We start from the raw sequence: 18,470 nt of genomic DNA, 5'->3' as shown, positions 1-18,470 counted from the left end.
CCGGCGGCGATGCAGCAGCGCTATCTGATGCGCTCCCGCGATCCTCGCGACGAGGTGGTGCGGGTGACGCCGGAACTGCGCCGCACGGTGCATTTCGAGCGGCTGAACCTGATGGACGAGTCCTATCCGTTCGACCGCGACGTCGACGTCATCTTCTGCCGCAACGTGCTGATCTATTTCGACAAGCCCACCCAGCAGGCTGTGCTGTCTCGGCTCGCCTCGCATCTGCGGCCGGGTGGATACCTGATGCTGGGGCACTCCGAGTCGATGGCCGGCAGCGGCGTGGAGCCGCTCCGCCAGGTCGTCCCGACGGTCTATCAGGCGGCGCCGGCCGCCGGCTCGAGGACAGCCGCATGAACCGCAAACCGATCCGTGTCCTGATCGTCGACGATTCCGCCTCGGTGCGGCAGGTGCTGACGACGATCCTCACCGAGGATCCGGGCATCGAGGTCATGGGCACGGCGGCCGATGCCTTCGCCGCCGCCCGGCGTCTGCAGAACGAACTGCCCGACGTCATGATCCTCGACATCGAGATGCCGGGGATGGACGGGCTGACATTCCTGCGCAAGATCATGGCGCAGCGTCCGATCCCCGTGATCATCTGCTCGACCCTGACCGAGGCCGGCTCCCGCGCGCTCTTCGACGCGCTCGAGGCCGGGGCGGTCGACGTGCTTCCGAAGCCCCGCGTCGATACCCGCGCCGCGCTGATGGAGACCGCCGATCGCCTGCGCCATGCGGTGCGCGCCGCGGCCCAGGCGAAGTTGCGCCCGCGCGAGCCGCGCATGCAGGTCGAGAAGAAGCTCACCGCCGACGCCATCCTGCCGCCGCCGGTGCTGGGCCGTGTCCGGCATTCGACCGACAAGATCGTCTGCATCGGCATTTCCACCGGCGGTACCGAGACCCTGCGCGAGGTGTTGGAGCAGCTTCCGGCCAACTGCCCGGGCATCGCCGTCGTCCAGCACATGCCGGAGAAGTTCACGCTCGCTTTCGCGCGCCGGCTGAACGGCATCTGCGCGATGGAAATCAAGGAGGCTGAGGATGGCGACGAAGTGTCGACCGGCCGCGTCCTGATCGCGCCCGGCAACCGCCACATGCTGCTTCAGCGGGTCGGGCAGGGCTATCGCGTCGCGATCAAGGACGGGCCTCATGTCTCGCGCCACCGCCCCTCCGTTGACGTGCTGTTCCGCTCCGCCGCGCAATATGCCGGCGCCAATGCGCTCGGCATCATCATGACCGGCATGGGCGACGACGGCGCGCGCGGCCTGCTCGAGATGCGCAAGTCCGGCGCCCGGACGCTCGCGCAGGACGCCGAGAGCTGCGTCGTCTTCGGCATGCCGAAAGAGGCGATCGACCTTGGCGCAGCGGAACGGATCGTCAAGCTCTCTCGTGTACCACAGGAGATCATGGCCTGGCCGCAATCCACGCCAGGGTCGGGTTGAGGACGAGTGATGCGCGTTGCGTCTGAGATGGGTGGCGTCGGGGGAACGACTGTGATGCTGGCTCAGGAAACCGGCCTCGCGCGACTGGTCGAGGCGCTGGAGGGCACCGCCCGCGAGATCGACGTCACCTTCGCCCGCGCCGGCAGCCAGCTCGGCGAGGGGCTCGGGCTGTTCGAGGGGCTGAAGGAGCGCCTGACGACGCTGTCGACCGATCTGTCGGGACCGGAGATTGCGCGCGCCGGCACGACATTGTCGGGCCTTGCCGGCGAGCTGCGCGCCATCAATGACGGGCTGCTCCAGGAAACCGGCGTGCTGCAGCAGCTCGCCGCCCACAGCAAGGACGCCTCGCAGGTGCTTGAGCGCCTGCTCGAGCATATGCGCCTGATCACGATCCTGGCCCGCAGCGCCCGTATCGAGGCGGTCTCGGTGCAGGCCGCCGGACGAGACTTCGGCGACTTCACCAGCGAGATCGTCGCTCTCACCACTCAGGCCCAGCGCACCATCCAGAACTGCGCCCGCGACCATGACCATCTCAGCGCGCTGCTGGGCTCCGCGCTGGAAGCCCAGCGCGATTTCGAGGGCCGCTACGGCCAGGCGCTCTCCGCGCTCGCCGCCAAGCTGGAACAGACCCTGGTCGAGGTCACCGGACGCCAGCAGCGCAGCGTCGCGCTGACGAGCGATGCCGCGACCCATTCCGGCAAGATCGCCATGGCCGCCGGCGGCGCCATCATCGCCCTGCAATCGGGCGACAGCATCCGCCAGCAGCTCGAACATGCGATCAAGGCGCTGCGCCTGCTCGCCGCCGTGACCGCGGGCACCGGGGAGGGCGCTGCCCTCGACGCCGAGGCCCGCACCGCCGCCGGGATCGTGCTTCGCCGTCTCGAGGCGGCCCAACTCGAAGAGAGCGCCCGCAGCCTCGCTCAGGATGCCGACTCCATCGAGGCGGCGCTCGCCCTGCTGGCGGGCGACACCGCCGGCCTGCTCGACCTGGTGCGTTCGCTCTACCAGGGCGATGGCGGCCGCAGCGGCTCCTTCCTCGCCGATCTCGAGGCGGATCTCGCCGAGGCTTCGGACCTGCTCGCCAAATGCGACCGCGCCCGCGCCGGCGTGGACCGCGTCACCAGCGCCATGTCGACGGTGCTGGACACCTGCCAGCAGACTGTGGCGGCCTTGGCCGGCACCGTTTCCAGCATCGTCCTGATCGGGATGAATGCCGGCCTGCGCGCAGCCCGCATCGGCACCGGCGGCCGCAGCCTCGTCGTCATCGCGCAGGAGCTGAAGTTCGCCGCCGACCAGGTCGCGGCCGACGCCGCGCAGCTGACTCCGACCTTCGCGCAGATGCAGGAGACCTCGGTCGGACTGAAATCCGGCGGGCGGCTCGACGCGGCCCATTTCGCCGCGCTCGACCAGGCGATGAGCGAGTCCCTAGCCGCGCTGCGCCAGACGGGGGACCGCCTGGCGGCGACGCTCGACCAGCTGACGCGCGAGGGCGGCGGCTTCGCCTCCGTGGTGGCCCAGGCCCGGCTGTCCTTCTCGAATGCGGGGGCGATGAGCGACCTCATCGCATCCGGCGCGGCCGAACTCGAGCGCTCCGTCGCCGAGGCCGCGATGCCCGACGATCCGGCGGCGGCTGCGGCGGCCGCACAGCTGATCGAACGGCAGGTCTGGCCGAACTACACCATGGTCGGCGAGCGCACGATCCATCAGGCCATCGTCGGCGCCCTTCTGCCCGCCCAGGCCGGCGCGGCCGCCCCGGTCGTCGTCGCCGCTCCGGCGCAGGACGAGGCCGACGACTTCCTCTTCTGACGCCGCCGCGTTTCGGCCGCGAAGGCATCGCACCCTGCACGCGAGGCGTGTGTGGGCCCTCTTTTCTCGCGATGAAGAAGCACAACGTCAACCTTTTGCGCCAGATTTCGCCCTGGCGCGGATAGACAAGCCCGTGTCTTCGTCCTAAGTCCGAATCTGCGCTACAGCAGATTTCAACTTCTCCCGTGATCGGAACACCAAATGGCAGACAACAAAGAAGAGCTGCTCGATCTGACGACCTCCATTGTTTCGGCATATGTCGCCCGCAATAACGTCCCGCGGACGGACCTTGCCGATCTCATCGCGAGTGTCCATGCGTCACTTGCCAAGCTTGGTGGTGAGCCCGAGGCTCCTCCGGCCGCGCCGCTCGTTCCGGCCGTGCCGATCCGCAAGTCGGTGACGCCGGAGGCGATCATCTGCCTCGAGGACGGCAAGTCCTTCAAATCGCTGAAGCGTCACCTCAGCAGCAAATACGATCTGACCCCTGAGCAGTACCGCGCCAAATGGGGCCTGCCGGCGGATTACCCGATGGTCGCCCCCGCCTATGCCGAGGCGCGCTCCGCTCTGGCGAAGTCGATGGGTCTGGGCCGCAAGGCCGCGACGCCGGCCGCCGCTCCCAAGGCCAAGCGCGGCCCCCGCGCAAAGGCCTGAGACGGACAAGGCTGCGGCGGGCTTCGCAGCCCTCCGCCTCGCTCGCCGGCCGGTCAGCGGCCGGCGCCGCGGCACTCAATGGCCGCCGAGCAGGCTCTTCCTGAGCATGCAGTGCACGCCCTTGTGCTGGTTCACCGTCTGGGTGACGCGCAGATCGGCCGCCATCGAGCAGAGCGCATAGGCCTGCTCGCGCGTGATGCCGGTGCGCTCGACGATCAGCACGATCATGTCGCGCAGCGCCTTCTCGGCGCAGCGGTCGAGATCCGGGTCCATGCCGCAGGTGATGACATGGGTCGGCGTCTCGGCCCGTGGATAGGTGAAGCTCAGATCCTTGCGCACCGTCAGGCGGAAGGTGCCCGACAGCGCGGTCTCGATCGCGGTCACGTTGACCTCGCCGTCGCCCTGCACGCCATGGCCGTCGCCGACCGAGAACAGCGCGCCCGGCACGAAGACCGGCAGATAGAGCGTCGTGCCGGCCACCAGCTCCTTGTTGTCGAGATTGCCGCCGAAGGCACGCGGAATGATCGAGGTGCAGCGCCCCCATTCCAGCGGCGGCGCCACGCCCATCACGCCGAAGAACGGTGACAGCGGCAGCTCCAGCCCCCAGGGCAGGGTGCCGACCATCCGCGCCTTGTCGAGCGGGATGTTCATCATGTGGAAATGCGGAAAATCGTCCGGCAGCGTGCCGGCAAGCGGCCGGTTGAGGTTGTAGCCCCAGTCCTGCCGCAGCGAGACCGCCTCGATGTCGATCTGCAGCACGTCGCCCGGCCAGGCGCCCTCGACCGCGACCGCTCCGGTCAGGATATGCGGGCCGAAGGGCAGGCCCTTCTGCGCCGCATGGATCGCGTGCAGTTCGGGCGGGACGTGGAACCCGGCCGGCGGCAGGGTCTCGACCGTGCCGCTGACGGATTCGATCGTGACGCTCTCGCCGCTCGCGATGGTGAGAGCGGGCGGCACGCGCGCATCGAAATAGCCCCAGTGGCAGGTCTCGGGCGAAGCCTTGAGATGATGGGTCATGATCGCTCCCGCGCGTCGTGGCGGCAGGATGGGTTGCCGCCGGAGAGACTGTCGAGTGCAAATATCGCGCCCCTCGGCTGCGCCCGCTTGCCGGGCCGGTCCCGCTTTTGCGATGGGAGGGCGGCGCATGCCCGCCGCACGACGAAGAGAGCGACCCGATGTCCCGAGAGCTGAAAGCCATCGCCCTGTTCTGCGGCTCGAACACCGGGCAGGGCGAAACCTATCGCGAGGGCGCGGCCCGGCTCGGCGCCGAGATCGGCCGGCGCGGGCTGACGCTGGTCTATGGCGGCACGCATAAGGGCCTGATGGGCATCGTCGCCGACGCGGTTCTGGCGCAGGGCGGGGCGGTCCATGGCGTCATCACCCGCCGCCTCGCGGATCTCGGCCATCTCCATGAGGGCCTGACCCGGCACGAGATCGTCGACGGCATGCGCGCCCGCAAGGAGCGGATGGCGGAGCTCGCCGACGGCTTCATTGCCATGCCCGGCGGCATCGGCACGCTCGAGGAGTTCATGGAGGCCTGGACGCTGAACCAGCTCGGCGAGTTCGACAAGCCGGCCGGCCTGTTCGACATCGAAGGCTACTACCAGCTCTTCATGGGCTTCATCGACCACATGATCGCCCAGGGCTTCCTGCCCGCGGCCCATCGGCAGGGCATCGTCGTCGAGCCCGATCCGGCCCGGCTGATCGACGGGCTCACCGCCTTCGAGCGCGTCACCGTTCCGAAATGGCTCTAGACCGGCCGGTCTCGAGGCGCGCCGCCAGTTGCTCGGCGAATTTCGCCGCCGCCACGGGCAGCGGCCTTCCATGGAGCTGGCCCATCGCGAAGCGCGCCGGCTGGATGTCGCGCTCGTCGATTGGGCGCGAGATCAGGCCGTCGCGCTGCTTCAGGCTGGCCGGCGCGCCGATCTCGATCTGGAAGGTGATGGCGTCCTCCAGCCGGACGTAATTGCGCAGGAACTCGAAGGAGTTCGACTCGATCACCGGCACGAGCTTGAACGAGCTGCGGGCGACGGCCTGGTCGAGCAGCTGGCGCCCGCCATAGCTGCGGTCGGGCAGCGCCAGGGGAAAGCCGCTGCATTCGCGCAGGCGGATGCTGCCCTCCTTCGCGAGCGGGTGGTCCTGCCGCATGATCGCGACGAGCCTCTGCTCGGCGGAGGCGATGATCTGGAAGCCGATGCCAGTGTCGAGCCGGAAGATCAGGGCGAGATCGACCTCGTAATTCGCCAGCGCCCGCAGCGCCTCGCCATGGCTGGCGACGCGCACGTCGAATTCGACCAGCGGAAAGGCGCTGCGATAGGCGGCGATCTCGACCGGCAGGAAATCATGCGCCAGCGCATGGCTGCAGGCGATCGCGACCGTGCCGCGGCGGAACCCTGACAGATCCTCGATCTGCGAGCGCACCCGGCCCATATCGGCGAGCTGGCTGCGGATGTGCCGGATCAGCAATTCGCCGGCCGCGTTCAGCCGGACCCCGCGCGGCAGCCGCTCGAAGATCTTGGTGCCGAGTTCGTCCTCGACGTCCTGCACGCGCCGGTTCAGCGCCGAGGCGGTGATGTTCAGCCGCTCCGCCGCCTTGCGGATCGAGCCGACGCGGGCGACCTCGTCGATATAGTTCAGCAGGCGCAGATGCCTCATGGCGAACAGTTCCGACCGATGCGTTTTGCGAACAGATCGTGCAAGAAGTCAGCACAAGACGGCACCGGTCAAGCCGTCCTAGGCTTCTCCCATGGCAGCGGCATGAGGCCGCGATGGGAGAGTTCGCATGAAGCACGCGATCAGCCGACGCCGTTTCACTCTCGCCGCGGGCGCCGCCGTACTGGCCTCCGCCCTGCCGCGACCGGCGCTGGCGCAGACACCCACGCGCTTGAAGATGATCCTGAACTGGCGCTACCAGGGCCCGCAGGGCTGGTTCTTCCTGGCCGACGACCGGGGCTATTTCCGCGAGGAAGGGCTCGAGATCGTCATGGACCAGGGCAACGGCTCGGGTGCGGCGGTCGGGGCGGTCGCCTCGGGCTCCTACGATATCGGCTTCGGCGACATCAACGCGCTGATCCAGCTGGTCGCGCGCAGCCAGCCGGGCGCCGCCACACCGCTCGCGATCTCGGCGCTCTACAACCGCCCGCCCTTCACCATCGCGGTCAAGGCCGACGGGCCGATCAAGACGCCGAAGGATCTCGAAGGCCGCACCATCGGCGGCCCCGCCAATGACGGCGCGCTCAAGCTCTTCCCGGCCTTCGCCAAGCTCGCCGGCATCGATGCGTCGAAGGTCGCCATCACCAATATGCAGCCCAATCTGCGCGAGCAGATGCTGCAGCGCGGGCAGGTCGACGGTGTCTTCGGCTTCGTCAACACCATCGCCTTCTCGGCCAAGCTCGTCGGCATCGACCCCGCCAAGGACTTCCGCTTCATCAATTTCGGCGATTACGGGATGGACCTCTACTCCAACGCCATGATCGCCTCGCGCAAGCTCGCGACCGAGAACCCCAATGCGCTGAAAGGCCTGCTGCGTGCCATCAATCGCGGCCTGAAGGACACGCTGAAGGACAACGACGCGGCGATCGAGGCGGTGGCGAAGCGCGAGCCGCTGATCAACCGGGCCGTCGAGAAGGAGCGCCTCGTCGCCACGCTCGCCTCCGAAATGAGCCATCCCGAAGCCGCCAAGCTCGGCATCGGCGACATCGACGACGCACGCTTCAGGAAGTCGATCGCGATCGTCGTGGAGGCCGACGGCCTGCCGCGTGTGCCGGCGCCCGACGAGGTCTTCAGCCGCGCCTTCCTGCCGCCCCTCGCCGACCGCGTCACCAAGCTGGGGTGAGCCTCATCGTCATTCCGGGGCTCGCGCAGCGAGAACCCAGAACCCACGATCGGGTGAGCCCTGAGGGTCGGAAACGGCCGCGACCTCGCCCGTGGATTCCGGGTTCGCCCCTGCGGGGCGCCCCGGAATGACAGCAAACCCAAGAGCCCCCGCGAACACCTGCCCGATTGCCGAGAACATAAGCATGGATCTGAACCTCACCGGCCGCGTCGCGGTCATCACCGGCCCGGCCAAGGGCATGGGCGCCGCCGTCACCCGGGCCTTCGCCGCCGAGGGCTGCAGGCTCGTTCTGATCGGCCGCGACATTGCGGCGATCGAAACGGTCGCCACCGAAATCCAGGCGGCCGGCGCCGAGGCCATCGTCATGCCGTGCGACATCACCAAGGGCAGTGAGTGCGACGACGCGGTGCGCGCGGCCAAGAACGCCTATGGCGGGCGCATCGACATCCTCGTCAACGTCGCCGGCGGCTCGGGGCCGATCGGCAAGACCGGCTGGGAGACCACGGAGGAGGAGTTCGACGAGATCGTCGATCTCAACATGCGCGGCTGCTTCAACACCATGCGCGCCTGCCTGCCGACGATGATCGCGCAGAAGGGCGGCAAGATCGTCAATGTCGGCGGCACCTTCGGCATGCGCGGCCGGGCCGGGCGCATGGCCTATTCGGCCTCGAAATGGGGCCTTCGCGGCATCACCAAGAGCTTCGCGCTGGAAGCCGGCCCCTACGGCATCAACGTCAACTGCGTCGCGCCCGGCATGGTCGACGGGCCGCGCTTCCGCGGCAAGGTCGTCCCCGAGATGGCGAAGCGCCTCGGCATCTCGGAGGAGGCCGCCTTCGAGAAGCATGCCGCGGACTATGCGCTGAAGCGCGTCTCGACCGATGAGGACGTGGCCCATGCCTGCCTCTTCCTCGCCTCCGACGTCTCCCGCCAGATCACCGGCGTCGACCTGCCGGTCGATGGCGGCTGGGCCATGCTGTGAGGGAAGCCGTGACCGACACGCCCTTCATCGCCGATCTCGTCCTCGCAGGCGGCACCGTCGTCACCGGCCAGACGCGTTACCGCGCCGACGTCGCGATCAAGGACGGGCTCATCGCGTTGGTCGGCGCGCCGGCCGCGATGCCCGCGGCGCGCGAGACGGTCGATGTGTCCGGCCAGTTCCTGCTGCCCGGGGCGATCGACGTGCATGTCCATTTCCGCGAGCCCGGCTACACCCATAAGGAAGACTGGCGCACGGGCAGTGCTGCCGCCGCGATGGGCGGCACCACCACCGTCTTCGAGATGCCCAACACCAACCCGCCGACGCGCTCGGTCAGGGAACTGCGCCAGAAGCAGGAGGCTGCCGCCAAGGCCCATGTCGACTACGGCATCTACGGCCTGCTAGCGGAGGACAACATCGACGAGCTCCAGGGTCTCATCGACGGCGGCGTCAACGCCTTCAAATGCTTCATGGGCAACACCTTCGGCAATCTGCCTTCGCCCTCGACGGGGGCGATGCTGGAGGGCTTCGAGATCATCGCGCCCTCTGGCCTGCGCATCTCGCTGCATGCCGAGACCGCTTCCATCATGGCCTGGCGCCAGAAGCGCCTGATGGAGGCCGGTCGCAACGACCCGCTCGCCCATATCGCGGCGCGCCCGGCCATCGTCGCCGCGGAAGCCGTCGGCCGCGCGGCGGAACTGGCGGAATGGACCGGTGCGCGCATTCACATCCTGCACATTTCCTCGGCAGCCGAGCTGCGCCCGCTGGCCGAAGCCAAGGCGCGCGGCGTCGAGATCACCGGCGAGACCTGCCCCTGCTATCTCCTGCTCGACTCCCGCGACTATGCGCGGCTCGGCTCGATCATCCGCGTCAACCCGCCGGTGCGGGATGCCTCGGACTCGGAGGCCATCTGGGCGGCGCTGCAATCGGGCGTGGTCGACATGATCGCAACCGACCACGCGCCCCATACGGTCGAGGAGAAGACCAAGGACGTGATCTGGCAGGCCGATTGCGGCTTCCCCGGCGTCGAGACGCAGATGCCGCTGATGCTGAACGAGGTCTCGAAAGGGCGCATCACGCTGGAGCACTACGTTACGGTCTCGGCCGAGAAGCCGGCCAAGGCCTTCGGCCTCTGGCCCCATAAGGGGCGCATCGAGGCCGGCGCGGAAGCCGACATCGCCGTCGTCGACATGCACCGGACCGAGACGATCCGGGCCGAGGCCCTGCACTCGCGCGGCAAGATCACCCCCTTCGAGGGCGTCTCCGTCACCGGCATCCCCGTCCACACGCTGGTGCGCGGCCGCTTCGTCCAGCGCGACCGCCAACTCGTGCCCGAGACGAGCGGCTGGGGCCGGCAGGTCACGGCGATCCAGGCCATGCCCAAGCCCACCATCCGCAACGCCGACCAGACGCTGGCCGCCTGCTTGCAAGGGCCGGCCGGCAGCGCCAAGGGAGCGGGTTCGTGAACGCCATCCTCACCGATATCCGGCCGGGCGAGACCGCCCCGGCCGCGACCTTCATCGAGTTCGAGCAAGCCTCGATCACCTATGGCCGCGGGCCCAAGGCGGTGCAGGCGCTGGCGCCGACCTCGCTGAAGATCGCGGAGGGCGATTTCGTCGCCCTCGTCGGCCCCTCGGGCTGCGGCAAATCGACCATCCTGAAGATGGTCGGCGAGTTGCTGAAGCCCTCGACCGGCCATGTCTTCGTCGCCGGCCGCGAGATCGGCGCGATGCCGATCCGCATCGGCATGGCCTATCAGAACCCGACCCTGCTGCCCTGGCTCAACATCCGCGACAACGTCATGCTGCCGCTCAAGATCGTGCCGCCTTTCCGGCAGCACTACCGGGCCAAGCGCAAGACCGAGTATCGCGACCGCGTCGAGGCGCTGCTGACGCAGGTCGGCCTCGGCGGCTTCGGCGACAAATATCCCTGGCAGCTCTCCGGCGGCATGATGCAGCGCGCCAATCTCTGCCGCGCCCTGATCCACGATCCCGACCTCCTGCTGCTGGACGAGCCCTTCGGCGCGCTCGACCAGTTCACCCGCGAGGAGCTCTGGGCGATCATGCAGGACCTCTGGCTTTCCAAGAAACTGACGGTGCTGCTGGTCACGCACGACCTCAAGGAGGCCGCCTATCTCGCCGACCGCATCTGCGTGATGAGCGCCAGGCCCGGCCGCATCCTCGACGATTCACCCGTCGCGTTGGCGCGGCCGCGCACCATCGACATGACCTTCGAACCGGATTTCGTGGCGCTGAACCAGCGCCTGCGGGCGATGATCGTCGGCGCCCGTGGCGGCACCGGCATCGTCAACCACGCGCCCGGCGCGGCGTGAGGAAGGGACCCTGATGGACCGTCTCGGCGAGATCATCCGCGAGAAGGGCGCCTCGACGGCGCTCATCATCGGCGTCTTCGTGTTCTGGGAGCTGTTCTGCCTGATGGCGGGCATCTCCGACATCCTGCTGCCGCGCCCGTCGCAGATCATCAAGGCGCTGATCCAGTACTGGCCGGCGATCTGGCCGCACACCTGGCAGACGCTCTACACGACGATCGTCGGCTTCGGCATCGGCGTCGTGATCGGGCTCCTGCTCGGCATCCTGATCGGCTCGTCCAAGCTCGCCTACGACACCGCCTATCCGCTGCTCGTCGGCTTCTCCTCGATCCCCAAGGTCGCGGTCGTGCCGATCTTCGTGCTCTGGTACGGCGCCGGCACGGTGCCGGCGATCCTGACCGCGATGATCATCTGCATCTTCCCGATCGTGGTGAACGTCGCCACCGGCATCGCCACCGTCGAGCCCGAGCTGGAAGACGTGATGAAGACGCTCAAGGCCTCGAAGACCGACATTCTCTGGAATGTCAGCCTGCCGCGCGCGATGCCCTATTTCTTCGCGGCGCTGAAGGTCGCGATTACGCTCGCCTTCGTCGGCTCGGTGGTGGCCGAGACGGTCGCCTCCAACCGCGGCATCGGCAACATGATGATGATCGCCTCGTCGAGCTTCAACGTGCCGTTGGTCTTCGCCGGGCTCTTCGTCCTGGCCGGGCTTGGCGTCACGCTCTACGTGCTGTTTTCTCTGATCGAGCGGCGCGTCACCGGCTGGGCCCACCGCAAGACCGACGTCGCCTCGGCCTGAGCCGGGGCGAGGGGCGCTTTCGCGACGGAGACCGATGATGCGCCAGATCACCGCCGGCCACGCCTTCGATGCCCGCCGCAGCCTGCAGGACACCGCGCTGACGATCGAGGGCGGCAGCATCGCCGCGATCACGGGGGGGCCGGCCGGAACCGCGAACGACGTCGTCGTGCTGCCGGCGCTGGTCAACGCCCATGACCATGCCCGCCCGATCCGCACCAGCTCGGTCGGCGGCTTCGCCCGGCCGCTCGAACTCTGGCTGCACCGGCTGGCGCTGTTTGCCCCGGTCGACCCTTATCTCGCGACGCTGGCGCCGCTGGGGCGCGCCGCGCTCGGCGGCCAGGGCGCCGTGATGATCCACCATGTCCGGCCAATGGGTCTGACCGATCTTCCGACCGAGGCCGCGGCCATGGCCCGCGCCGCGCGCGACATCGGCGTGCGCATCGCCTTCGGCGTCGGCATGCGCGACCAGAACCCGCTGGTCTACGGCGACCACGCCCCGGTGCTAGAGGATCTCGACCCCGTCGCCCGTGCCGAGATCGAGGCGCGCTATCTGGCGCCGATGCTGCCGGTCGCCGAGCAGATCGCCCGCGTCGACGCCGTCGCGGCGGCCATCGCCGGCCCAATGGTCGATGTCCAATACGCCCCCAACGGCCCGCAATGGGGCTCGGATGCGCTCTGGGAGGCGATCGCCGAGGCCTCCGCCCGTACCGGGCGCCGCGTCACCACCCATCTCTTCGAGACGAAGTATCAGCGCGACTGGGCCGACAGGACCTATCCGAGCGGGCTGGTCAAGCGCTGGAAGGAGATCGGGCTGCTCTCGCCGCGGCTGACACTGGCGCATTGCGTCTGGGCGCGGCCCGACGAGCTGGAGATGATCGCCGAGGCCGGCTGTGTCATCGCCACCAACACCTCCTCCAACCTGGCGTTGCGCTCGGGGCTGGCGCCGGTCGCCGAGATGGCGGCGCGCGGTTGCAAGGTCGCGCTCGGCGTTGACGGCCAGGCCTTCGACGAGGATGACGACGCCCTGCGCGAACTGCGCCTGCTCTGGTCGCTGCATGGCGGCTGGGGATTCGATCAGACACTCAGCCCGCGCGACGCGCTCGCGATGGCGCTGGAAACCGGGCGCATCGCGCTCGGCGCGCCCGCCGGCGGCCAGCTCGCGGAAGGGCAGGCGGCCGATCTCCTGATCCTCGACCGCGCCGCGCTCGACGAGGACGCGCTGATGCCGGTCGATCCGCTCGAGCTGATGTTCGCCCGCGCCACCCGCCGCCAGATCCGCGAGCTGATCGTCGACGGACGCAGCATCGTCGCCCATGGCCGCGTGCTGGGTGTCGATCTCGATGCGGTCCATGACGAGCTGCGCGGCATCTACCGCGCCGGCATCGCCGATCGCGCCGGCCTCGCCGCGGCGCTTCCCGCGCTGGAGAGCGCCGTGACCCGGCACTACGTCACGCGGCTGGGCTGCTGCTGACGCCAGGCCGAGCCGACGCGCTCAGGCAGCCTCGCGCCGCTCCGCCAGCCCCGTCAGGAACACCTCGATGCAGCGCCTGGCGTGGCCGACCCGCTGCTCGCTGGTCATCAGCGCATCGCCCGGGTAGCGCTTCACCATCACGCTGAACACCATGTCCATCAGCATGCGGGCCGCCGCCTCGGGCGGGAAGGGCCGCAAAGCGCCGCGTGCCTGCTGGACCGCCAGCCACTGCGCCAGCAGACGCAGCGCCGCTTGCGCCCCTTCCAGCGCGATGGCCTCGCCGATCTCCGGATAGCGGTCGGCATCGGCGACGGCGAGCCGGATGAAGGCGAGACGCTGTCGGTTCTCGGTCTCGTCGATGTCGAGCCGGAAGATCGCCGCCAGCGCCTCGGCCGTGGGCAGGGCGTCGTCGGGGCGGGGCAGGGCGAGCATCGTCCGACGGTGGTCGGCAACCATCGCCTTGAACAGGTCGGTCTTCGCCGGGAACAGACGGTAGAGCGTCTTCTTCGAAATGCCGCAGCGGGCTGCGACCGCATCCATCGTCGTGCCGCCATAGCCAACATCGAGGAACAGATCGCAGGCGATGCCGAGAATGCGCTGGCGCTCTTCTGAATCTGGGCGCTGCTTCGGCCGCCCGCGCGACCGCGCCGCGCCGTCGGTGCTCGTCCCGATGTCGTGATCAATCATTAACCGCCACTCCCGGGAAACATCTTTGGGTTTGACAGGCCAAGAAATCAAGCGTTAAGAAACCCGAGAGTTTCCAAAAAGAGACGATCCATGTCCCGTCCTCGCCCCGTCACCATCCGTCAGCTCCCAATGGCGGGGGTCGTCCTGCTGGGCGCTGCGCTCGCGGGCTGCAACAGCGAGAAGGCCGCGGCACCGCCGCCCCAGCAGCAGGCGCAGGTCAGCGTCGTCGTGCTGCGTTCGAAGCCGGTCGCCATCAGTGCCGAATTGCCCGGCCGCGTCGCGGCCAGCCTCGTCGCCGAAGTGCGCCCGCAGGTCGGCGGGCTGATCAAGTCGCGCCAGTTCCGCGAGGGCAGCGAGGTCAAGGCCGGCGATCTGCTCTATGAGATCGACCCCGCGCCCTATCAGGCGGCGCTCGACAGCGCGGAAGCCGCCCTCGCCCGGGCGGAGGCTGCGGTCCCCAACGCCCAGGCCAAGGTCGATCGCTACCGCGACCTCATCCGCCAGAATGCGATCAGCAAGCAGGAAAACGACGACGCCGTCGCAGCGCTCGCCCAGGCCCGGGCCGACGTCGCCTCCGCCCGCGCGAGCCTCGACACCGCCCGCATCAATCTCGGCTTCACCAAGGTCACGGCCCCGATCGGCGGCCGTGTCGACCGTTCGACGCTGACACCGGGCGCGCTGGTCACCGCCAACCAGACGACGGCCCTGACCACGATCCGCCAGCTCGACCCGATCAATGTCGACGTCATCCAGTCCAGCACGAACCTGCTCAAGTTCCGCAGCGCGGTGGCCGAAGGGCGGCTACGCTTCACAGGGCCGAACGTCGCGGTGAAGCTCAAGCTCGATACCGGCGCCGAATACGCCCAGACCGGCAAGCTCGAATTCGCCGAGGCCAATGTCGACGAGACCACCGGCACCTTCACGGTGCGGGCCGAGTTCCCCAATCCCGACCGCCTCCTGCTGCCCGGCATGTTCGTGCGCGCCGTCATCCAGGAGGGCATCGCCGAGAACAGCTTCCTGGTCCCGCAGCGCGCGGTCGGCCGCAACACGAAGGGCGAGGCGACGGCGAAATTCGTCGGCCCTGACGGCAAAGTCGAGGAGCGCGTGCTGGCGACGTCGCGCAATGTCGGCAACAATTGGCTGGTCGAGCAGGGCGTGAAGGACGGCGACAAGGTGATCGTCGAGGGCGCCCAGCTCGTGCGCGCCGGCCAGACCGTGACCGGCAACGAGGTCACGATCGACGAGGCCAGCGGCGAGCTCAAGGCCGCCAACCGCCAGGCTGCGCTGCCCGCGGGCCAGGCTCCCGGCCAGACCGCGAAGAACTGAGCGCCATGTCCCGTTTCTTCATCGAGCGCCCGATCTTTGCCTGGGTCGTGGCCATCGTCATCATGCTGGCGGGCCTGCTCGCCCTGCGCACCCTGCCGGTCTCGCAATACCCGCAGATCGCGCCGACCACGGTCAGCATCAGCGCGAGCTATCCCGGCGCCGACGCCCAGACGGTCGAGAACTCGGTGACCAAGGTCATCGAGCAGGGCATGACCGGCGTCGACAACCTGCAATACATGTCTGCGACCTCGACCTCCTCGGGTCAGGCGACGATCACGCTGACATTCACCAGCGGCGCCGATCCCGACGTCGCGCAGATGCAGGTGCAGAACAAGCTGCAGCTCGTCACCGCGCAATTGCCGCAGACGGTACAGAACACCGGCATCACGGTCGCCAAGGCCTCGACCGGCTTCCTCCTGGTCGCCGCCTTCGTTTCGCGCGACGGGCGGATGTCGACCAACGACCTCGCCGACTATGTCGATTCCACCCTCAACGACACGCTCAAGCGCGTGCCCGGCGTCGGCTCGACTCAGCTGTTCGGCGCTGGCTATGCGATGCGGATCTGGCTCGATCCCGACCGGTTGCAGAAATACGCGCTGATGCCGAGCGACGTTGTCGCGGCGATCCAGGCCCAGAACGTCCAGGTCTCGGCCGGCCAGCTCGGCGGCTTGCCGCAGGTCAAGGGCCAGCAGCTCAATGCCACCGTCACCGCCGTCAGCCGCCTTCAGACGGTCGGGCAGTTCGAGAACATCATCCTCAAGAGCGGCTCGTCGGGCTCGATCGTGCGGCTCAACGACGTCGCGCGCGTCGAGCTCGGCGCCAAGGACTACACCACCGCCACCCGCTACAACGGCGCGCCCGCGACCGGCCTCGCCGTCAGCCTCGCAACTGGCGCCAACGCGCTGAACACCGCCGCGGCGGTCAAGGCGACGATCGACCGCCTCAAGCCGACGCTGCCGGAGGGCATCGACGTCGTCTACCCCTTCGACACCACACCCTTCGTCCAGGTCTCGATCGAGAAGGTCGTTCACACGCTGTTCGAGGCGATCATTCTCGTCTTCATCGTGATGTATGTCTTCCTGCAGAACTTCCGCGCGACGCTGATCCCGATGATCACCGTCCCGGTCGTGCTGCTGGGCACCTTCGGCGTGCTCGCGGTCGCCGGCTACTCCGTCAACACGCTGACCATGTTCGCGATGGTGCTCGCCATCGGCCTGCTCGTCGACGACGCCATCGTCGTCGTCGAGAATGTCGAGCGCGTGATGCAGGAGGAAAAGCTCTCGCCCAAGGAGGCGACCATCAAGTCGATGGGCGAGATCACTGGCGCGCTGGTCGGCATCGCCACCGTGCTGGCGGCAGTCTTCGTGCCGATGGCCTTCTTCGGCGGCTCGGTCGGCGTCATCTACCGGCAGTTCTCGATCACGATCGTCACCGCCATGGCGCTGTCGGTGGTCACGGCGCTGATCCTGACACCGGCGCTTTGCGCCACCATGCTCAAGCCCGCCGGCGAGCATGCCGCGCGCACCGGCCCCTTCGGCTGGTTCAACCGCGGCTTCGACCGGACGCTGAACGGCTACACCGGCGGCGTCGCGGCGATGATCGCGCGGCCGCTGCGCTTCATGCTGGTCTTCCTGCTGATCGGCGGCGGCATGGCCTATCTCTTTGCGCGGCTGCCCAACTCCTTCCTGCCGGACGAGGACCAGGGCGTCCTCTTCACCATCGTCCAGCTGCCTGCCGGCGCAACGCAGGACCGCACGCTGGCCGTGCTCGATCAGGTCCGGCGGCATTATCAGGAGCAGGAGAAGGACCTCGTCGAGGGCGTGCTGACCGTCACCGGCTTCAGCTTCAGCGGCGCGGGCCAGAATGTCGGCATCGCCTTCGTGCGCCTCAAGCCCTTCGAGGAGCGCGTCGGAAAGCAGGCGACGGCGCAGGCTGTGGCCGGGCGCGCCATGGGCGTCTTCCGCGGCATCAAGGACGGCATGGTCTTCGCGCTCGCGCCGCCCTCGATCCAGGGCTTCGGCAATAGCGCGGGCTTTGAATTCTACCTGCAGGATGTCGCCGGCGCCGGCCATGCCCGGCTGATGGAGGTGCGCAACCAGCTGCTCGGCATGGCCGCGCAGAACCCGGCGCTCTCCGGCACGCGTCCGAACGGCCAGGAGGACACGCCGCAGTATTCCGTCGAGATCGACCAGGAGAAGGCGAGCGCACTGACGCTCTCGCTCGGCGACATCAACACCACGCTCTCGACCGCCTGGGGCTCGGCCTATGTCAACGACTTCATCGACCGCGGCCGCGTGAAGTCGGTCTATGTCCAGGCCGATGCGCCGTTCCGCATGCAGCCGGAGGACATCGGCCGCTGGTATGTCCGCAACAGCGGCGGCGCGATGGTGCCGTTCTCGGCCTTCGCCTCCGGCCACTGGACCTATGGCTCGCCGCGGCTCGAGCGCTACAACGGCGCGTCCGCCGTCAACATCCAGGGCGCGGCGGCGGCCGGCATCAGCTCCGGCGCTGCGATGGACCAGATCGACGCCATCGCCCAGAAGCTGCCGCCCGGCTTCAACCATGAGTGGACCGGCCTCTCCTATCAGGAGCGGCTCTCGGGCAGCCAGGCGACGGCGCTTTACGCGCTCGCCATGCTGGTCGTCTTCCTCTGTCTGGCTGCACTCTATGAGAGCTGGTCGGTGCCCTTCGCGGTGATGCTCTCGGTGCCGATCGGCATCTTCGGGGCGCTCGCTGCGGCGACCCTCTTCGGCCAGAGCAACGACGTCTATTTCAAGGTCGGCCTGCTCACCACCATCGGGCTGGCGGCCAAGAACGCGATCCTGATCGTCGAATTCGCGATCGAGCAGGAGGCGGCGGGCAAGAGCCTGATCGAGGCGACGGTCGACGCCGCCCGCCAGCGCCTGCGCCCGATCCTGATGACGTCCTTCGCCTTCATCCTCGGCGTGCTGCCGCTGGCGATCGCGACCGGCGCCGGTTCCGGCAGCCAGAACGCCATCGGCATCGGCGTCATGGGCGGCATGATTGCCGCCACCGTGCTCGGCGTGTTCTTCGTGCCGCTGCTCTATGTCATCGTCGCCGGAACGGTGCGGCGCTGGCGCAAGGCTCCGGCCGCGAAGCCTGTCGAGGCGACGATCGAGGCGCATTGAGA

The 18,470-nt window shown here is 68.5% G+C and carries 16 protein-coding genes; 13 read left to right on the top strand and 3 right to left on the bottom strand.

The window, feature by feature from the left end; genetic code table 11:
* The 4 genes from AX750_RS21125 to AX750_RS21110 all read left to right on the top strand — a co-directional run.
* On the top strand, window positions 1–357 hold a 357-nt coding region (locus AX750_RS21125), incomplete at its 5' end, for a CheR family methyltransferase (RefSeq protein ID WP_156451044.1).
* The gene (locus AX750_RS21120) at window positions 354–1,439 is read left to right on the top strand and encodes a chemotaxis response regulator protein-glutamate methylesterase (protein WP_066723456.1); all 1,086 of its coding nucleotides are present in this window, start codon (window positions 354–356) and stop codon (window positions 1,437–1,439) included. The genes AX750_RS21125 and AX750_RS21120, both read left to right, overlap by 4 nt.
* 9 nt (window positions 1,440–1,448) lie before the next feature.
* On the top strand, window positions 1,449–3,245 hold the full coding sequence (locus AX750_RS21115; protein ID WP_156446615.1) for a hypothetical protein: 1,797 nt from the start codon (window positions 1,449–1,451) through the stop codon (window positions 3,243–3,245).
* A gap of 201 nt (window positions 3,246–3,446) precedes the next feature.
* Window positions 3,447–3,896 carry a MucR family transcriptional regulator gene (locus AX750_RS21110; protein WP_066723451.1) on the top strand — a complete coding sequence of 150 codons (450 nt, stop codon included), beginning with the start codon at window positions 3,447–3,449 and terminating at the stop codon, window positions 3,894–3,896.
* A 75-nt stretch (window positions 3,897–3,971) separates the two neighbouring features.
* Here the strand turns inward: AX750_RS21110 and AX750_RS21105 are convergent, their stop codons facing one another.
* Entirely contained in the window at window positions 3,972–4,913 is a 942-nt protein-coding gene (locus tag AX750_RS21105) for an acetamidase/formamidase family protein (RefSeq protein ID WP_066723448.1), read from the bottom strand.
* 158 nt (window positions 4,914–5,071) lie between these two features.
* Between AX750_RS21105 and AX750_RS21100 the strand changes: the two genes are divergently transcribed.
* Window positions 5,072–5,650, top strand: coding sequence for a TIGR00730 family Rossman fold protein (locus AX750_RS21100; RefSeq protein WP_082735067.1), 579 nt, complete (start codon window positions 5,072–5,074; stop codon window positions 5,648–5,650).
* Here the strand turns inward: AX750_RS21100 and AX750_RS21095 are convergent.
* Window positions 5,628–6,551 (bottom strand): LysR substrate-binding domain-containing protein, encoded by a 924-nt coding sequence (locus tag AX750_RS21095; protein ID WP_066723445.1) that lies wholly within the window; start codon window positions 6,549–6,551, stop codon window positions 5,628–5,630. The genes AX750_RS21100 and AX750_RS21095 overlap by 23 nt on opposite strands.
* A 127-nt stretch (window positions 6,552–6,678) precedes the next feature.
* Between AX750_RS21095 and AX750_RS21090 the strand changes: the two genes are divergently transcribed.
* From AX750_RS21090 to AX750_RS21065, 6 genes are all read left to right on the top strand, one after another.
* Entirely contained in the window at window positions 6,679–7,731 is a 1,053-nt protein-coding gene (locus AX750_RS21090) for an ABC transporter substrate-binding protein (RefSeq protein WP_066723442.1), read from the top strand.
* Window positions 7,732–7,915: 184 nt separating this feature from the next.
* Window positions 7,916–8,710 carry an SDR family NAD(P)-dependent oxidoreductase gene (locus AX750_RS21085; protein ID WP_066723440.1) on the top strand — a complete coding sequence of 265 codons (795 nt, stop codon included), beginning with the start codon at window positions 7,916–7,918 and terminating at the stop codon, window positions 8,708–8,710.
* Between the two features lie 8 nt (window positions 8,711–8,718).
* On the top strand, window positions 8,719–10,173 hold the full coding sequence (locus tag AX750_RS21080; RefSeq protein WP_066723437.1) for a dihydroorotase family protein: 1,455 nt from the start codon (window positions 8,719–8,721) through the stop codon (window positions 10,171–10,173).
* A gap of 5 nt (window positions 10,174–10,178) precedes the next feature.
* The gene (locus AX750_RS21075) at window positions 10,179–11,039 is read left to right on the top strand and encodes an ATP-binding cassette domain-containing protein (RefSeq protein ID WP_066723469.1); all 861 of its coding nucleotides are present in this window, start codon (window positions 10,179–10,181) and stop codon (window positions 11,037–11,039) included.
* A gap of 13 nt (window positions 11,040–11,052) precedes the next feature.
* On the top strand, window positions 11,053–11,835 hold the full coding sequence (locus AX750_RS21070; RefSeq protein WP_066723434.1) for an ABC transporter permease: 783 nt from the start codon (window positions 11,053–11,055) through the stop codon (window positions 11,833–11,835).
* Between the two features lie 37 nt (window positions 11,836–11,872).
* Window positions 11,873–13,306: an amidohydrolase family protein gene (locus AX750_RS21065; protein ID WP_067254938.1), complete on the top strand. Its 1,434-nt coding sequence runs from the start codon at window positions 11,873–11,875 to the stop codon at window positions 13,304–13,306.
* A gap of 21 nt (window positions 13,307–13,327) precedes the next feature.
* Here the strand turns inward: AX750_RS21065 and AX750_RS21060 are convergent, their stop codons facing one another.
* Entirely contained in the window at window positions 13,328–13,993 is a 666-nt protein-coding gene (locus AX750_RS21060) for a TetR/AcrR family transcriptional regulator (protein ID WP_066723424.1), read from the bottom strand.
* Window positions 13,994–14,083: 90 nt separating this feature from the next.
* On the opposite strand from AX750_RS21060, the gene AX750_RS21055 reads away from it, so the two are divergent.
* Entirely contained in the window at window positions 14,084–15,319 is a 1,236-nt protein-coding gene (locus tag AX750_RS21055; RefSeq protein ID WP_082735066.1) for an efflux RND transporter periplasmic adaptor subunit, read from the top strand.
* A gap of 5 nt (window positions 15,320–15,324) precedes the next feature.
* Entirely contained in the window at window positions 15,325–18,468 is a 3,144-nt protein-coding gene (locus AX750_RS21050; protein ID WP_066723421.1) for an efflux RND transporter permease subunit, read from the top strand.
* Window positions 18,469–18,470 lie beyond the last annotated feature (2 nt).

Origin of the sequence: Methylobacterium sp. CCH7-A2, assembly GCF_001557075.1 — a bacterium.
GTDB lineage: Bacteria > Pseudomonadota > Alphaproteobacteria > Rhizobiales > Beijerinckiaceae > Allobosea > Allobosea massiliensis.
Note: the sequence above shows the minus strand (reverse complement) of the source record. Positions and strands in the feature narration are given on the sequence as shown.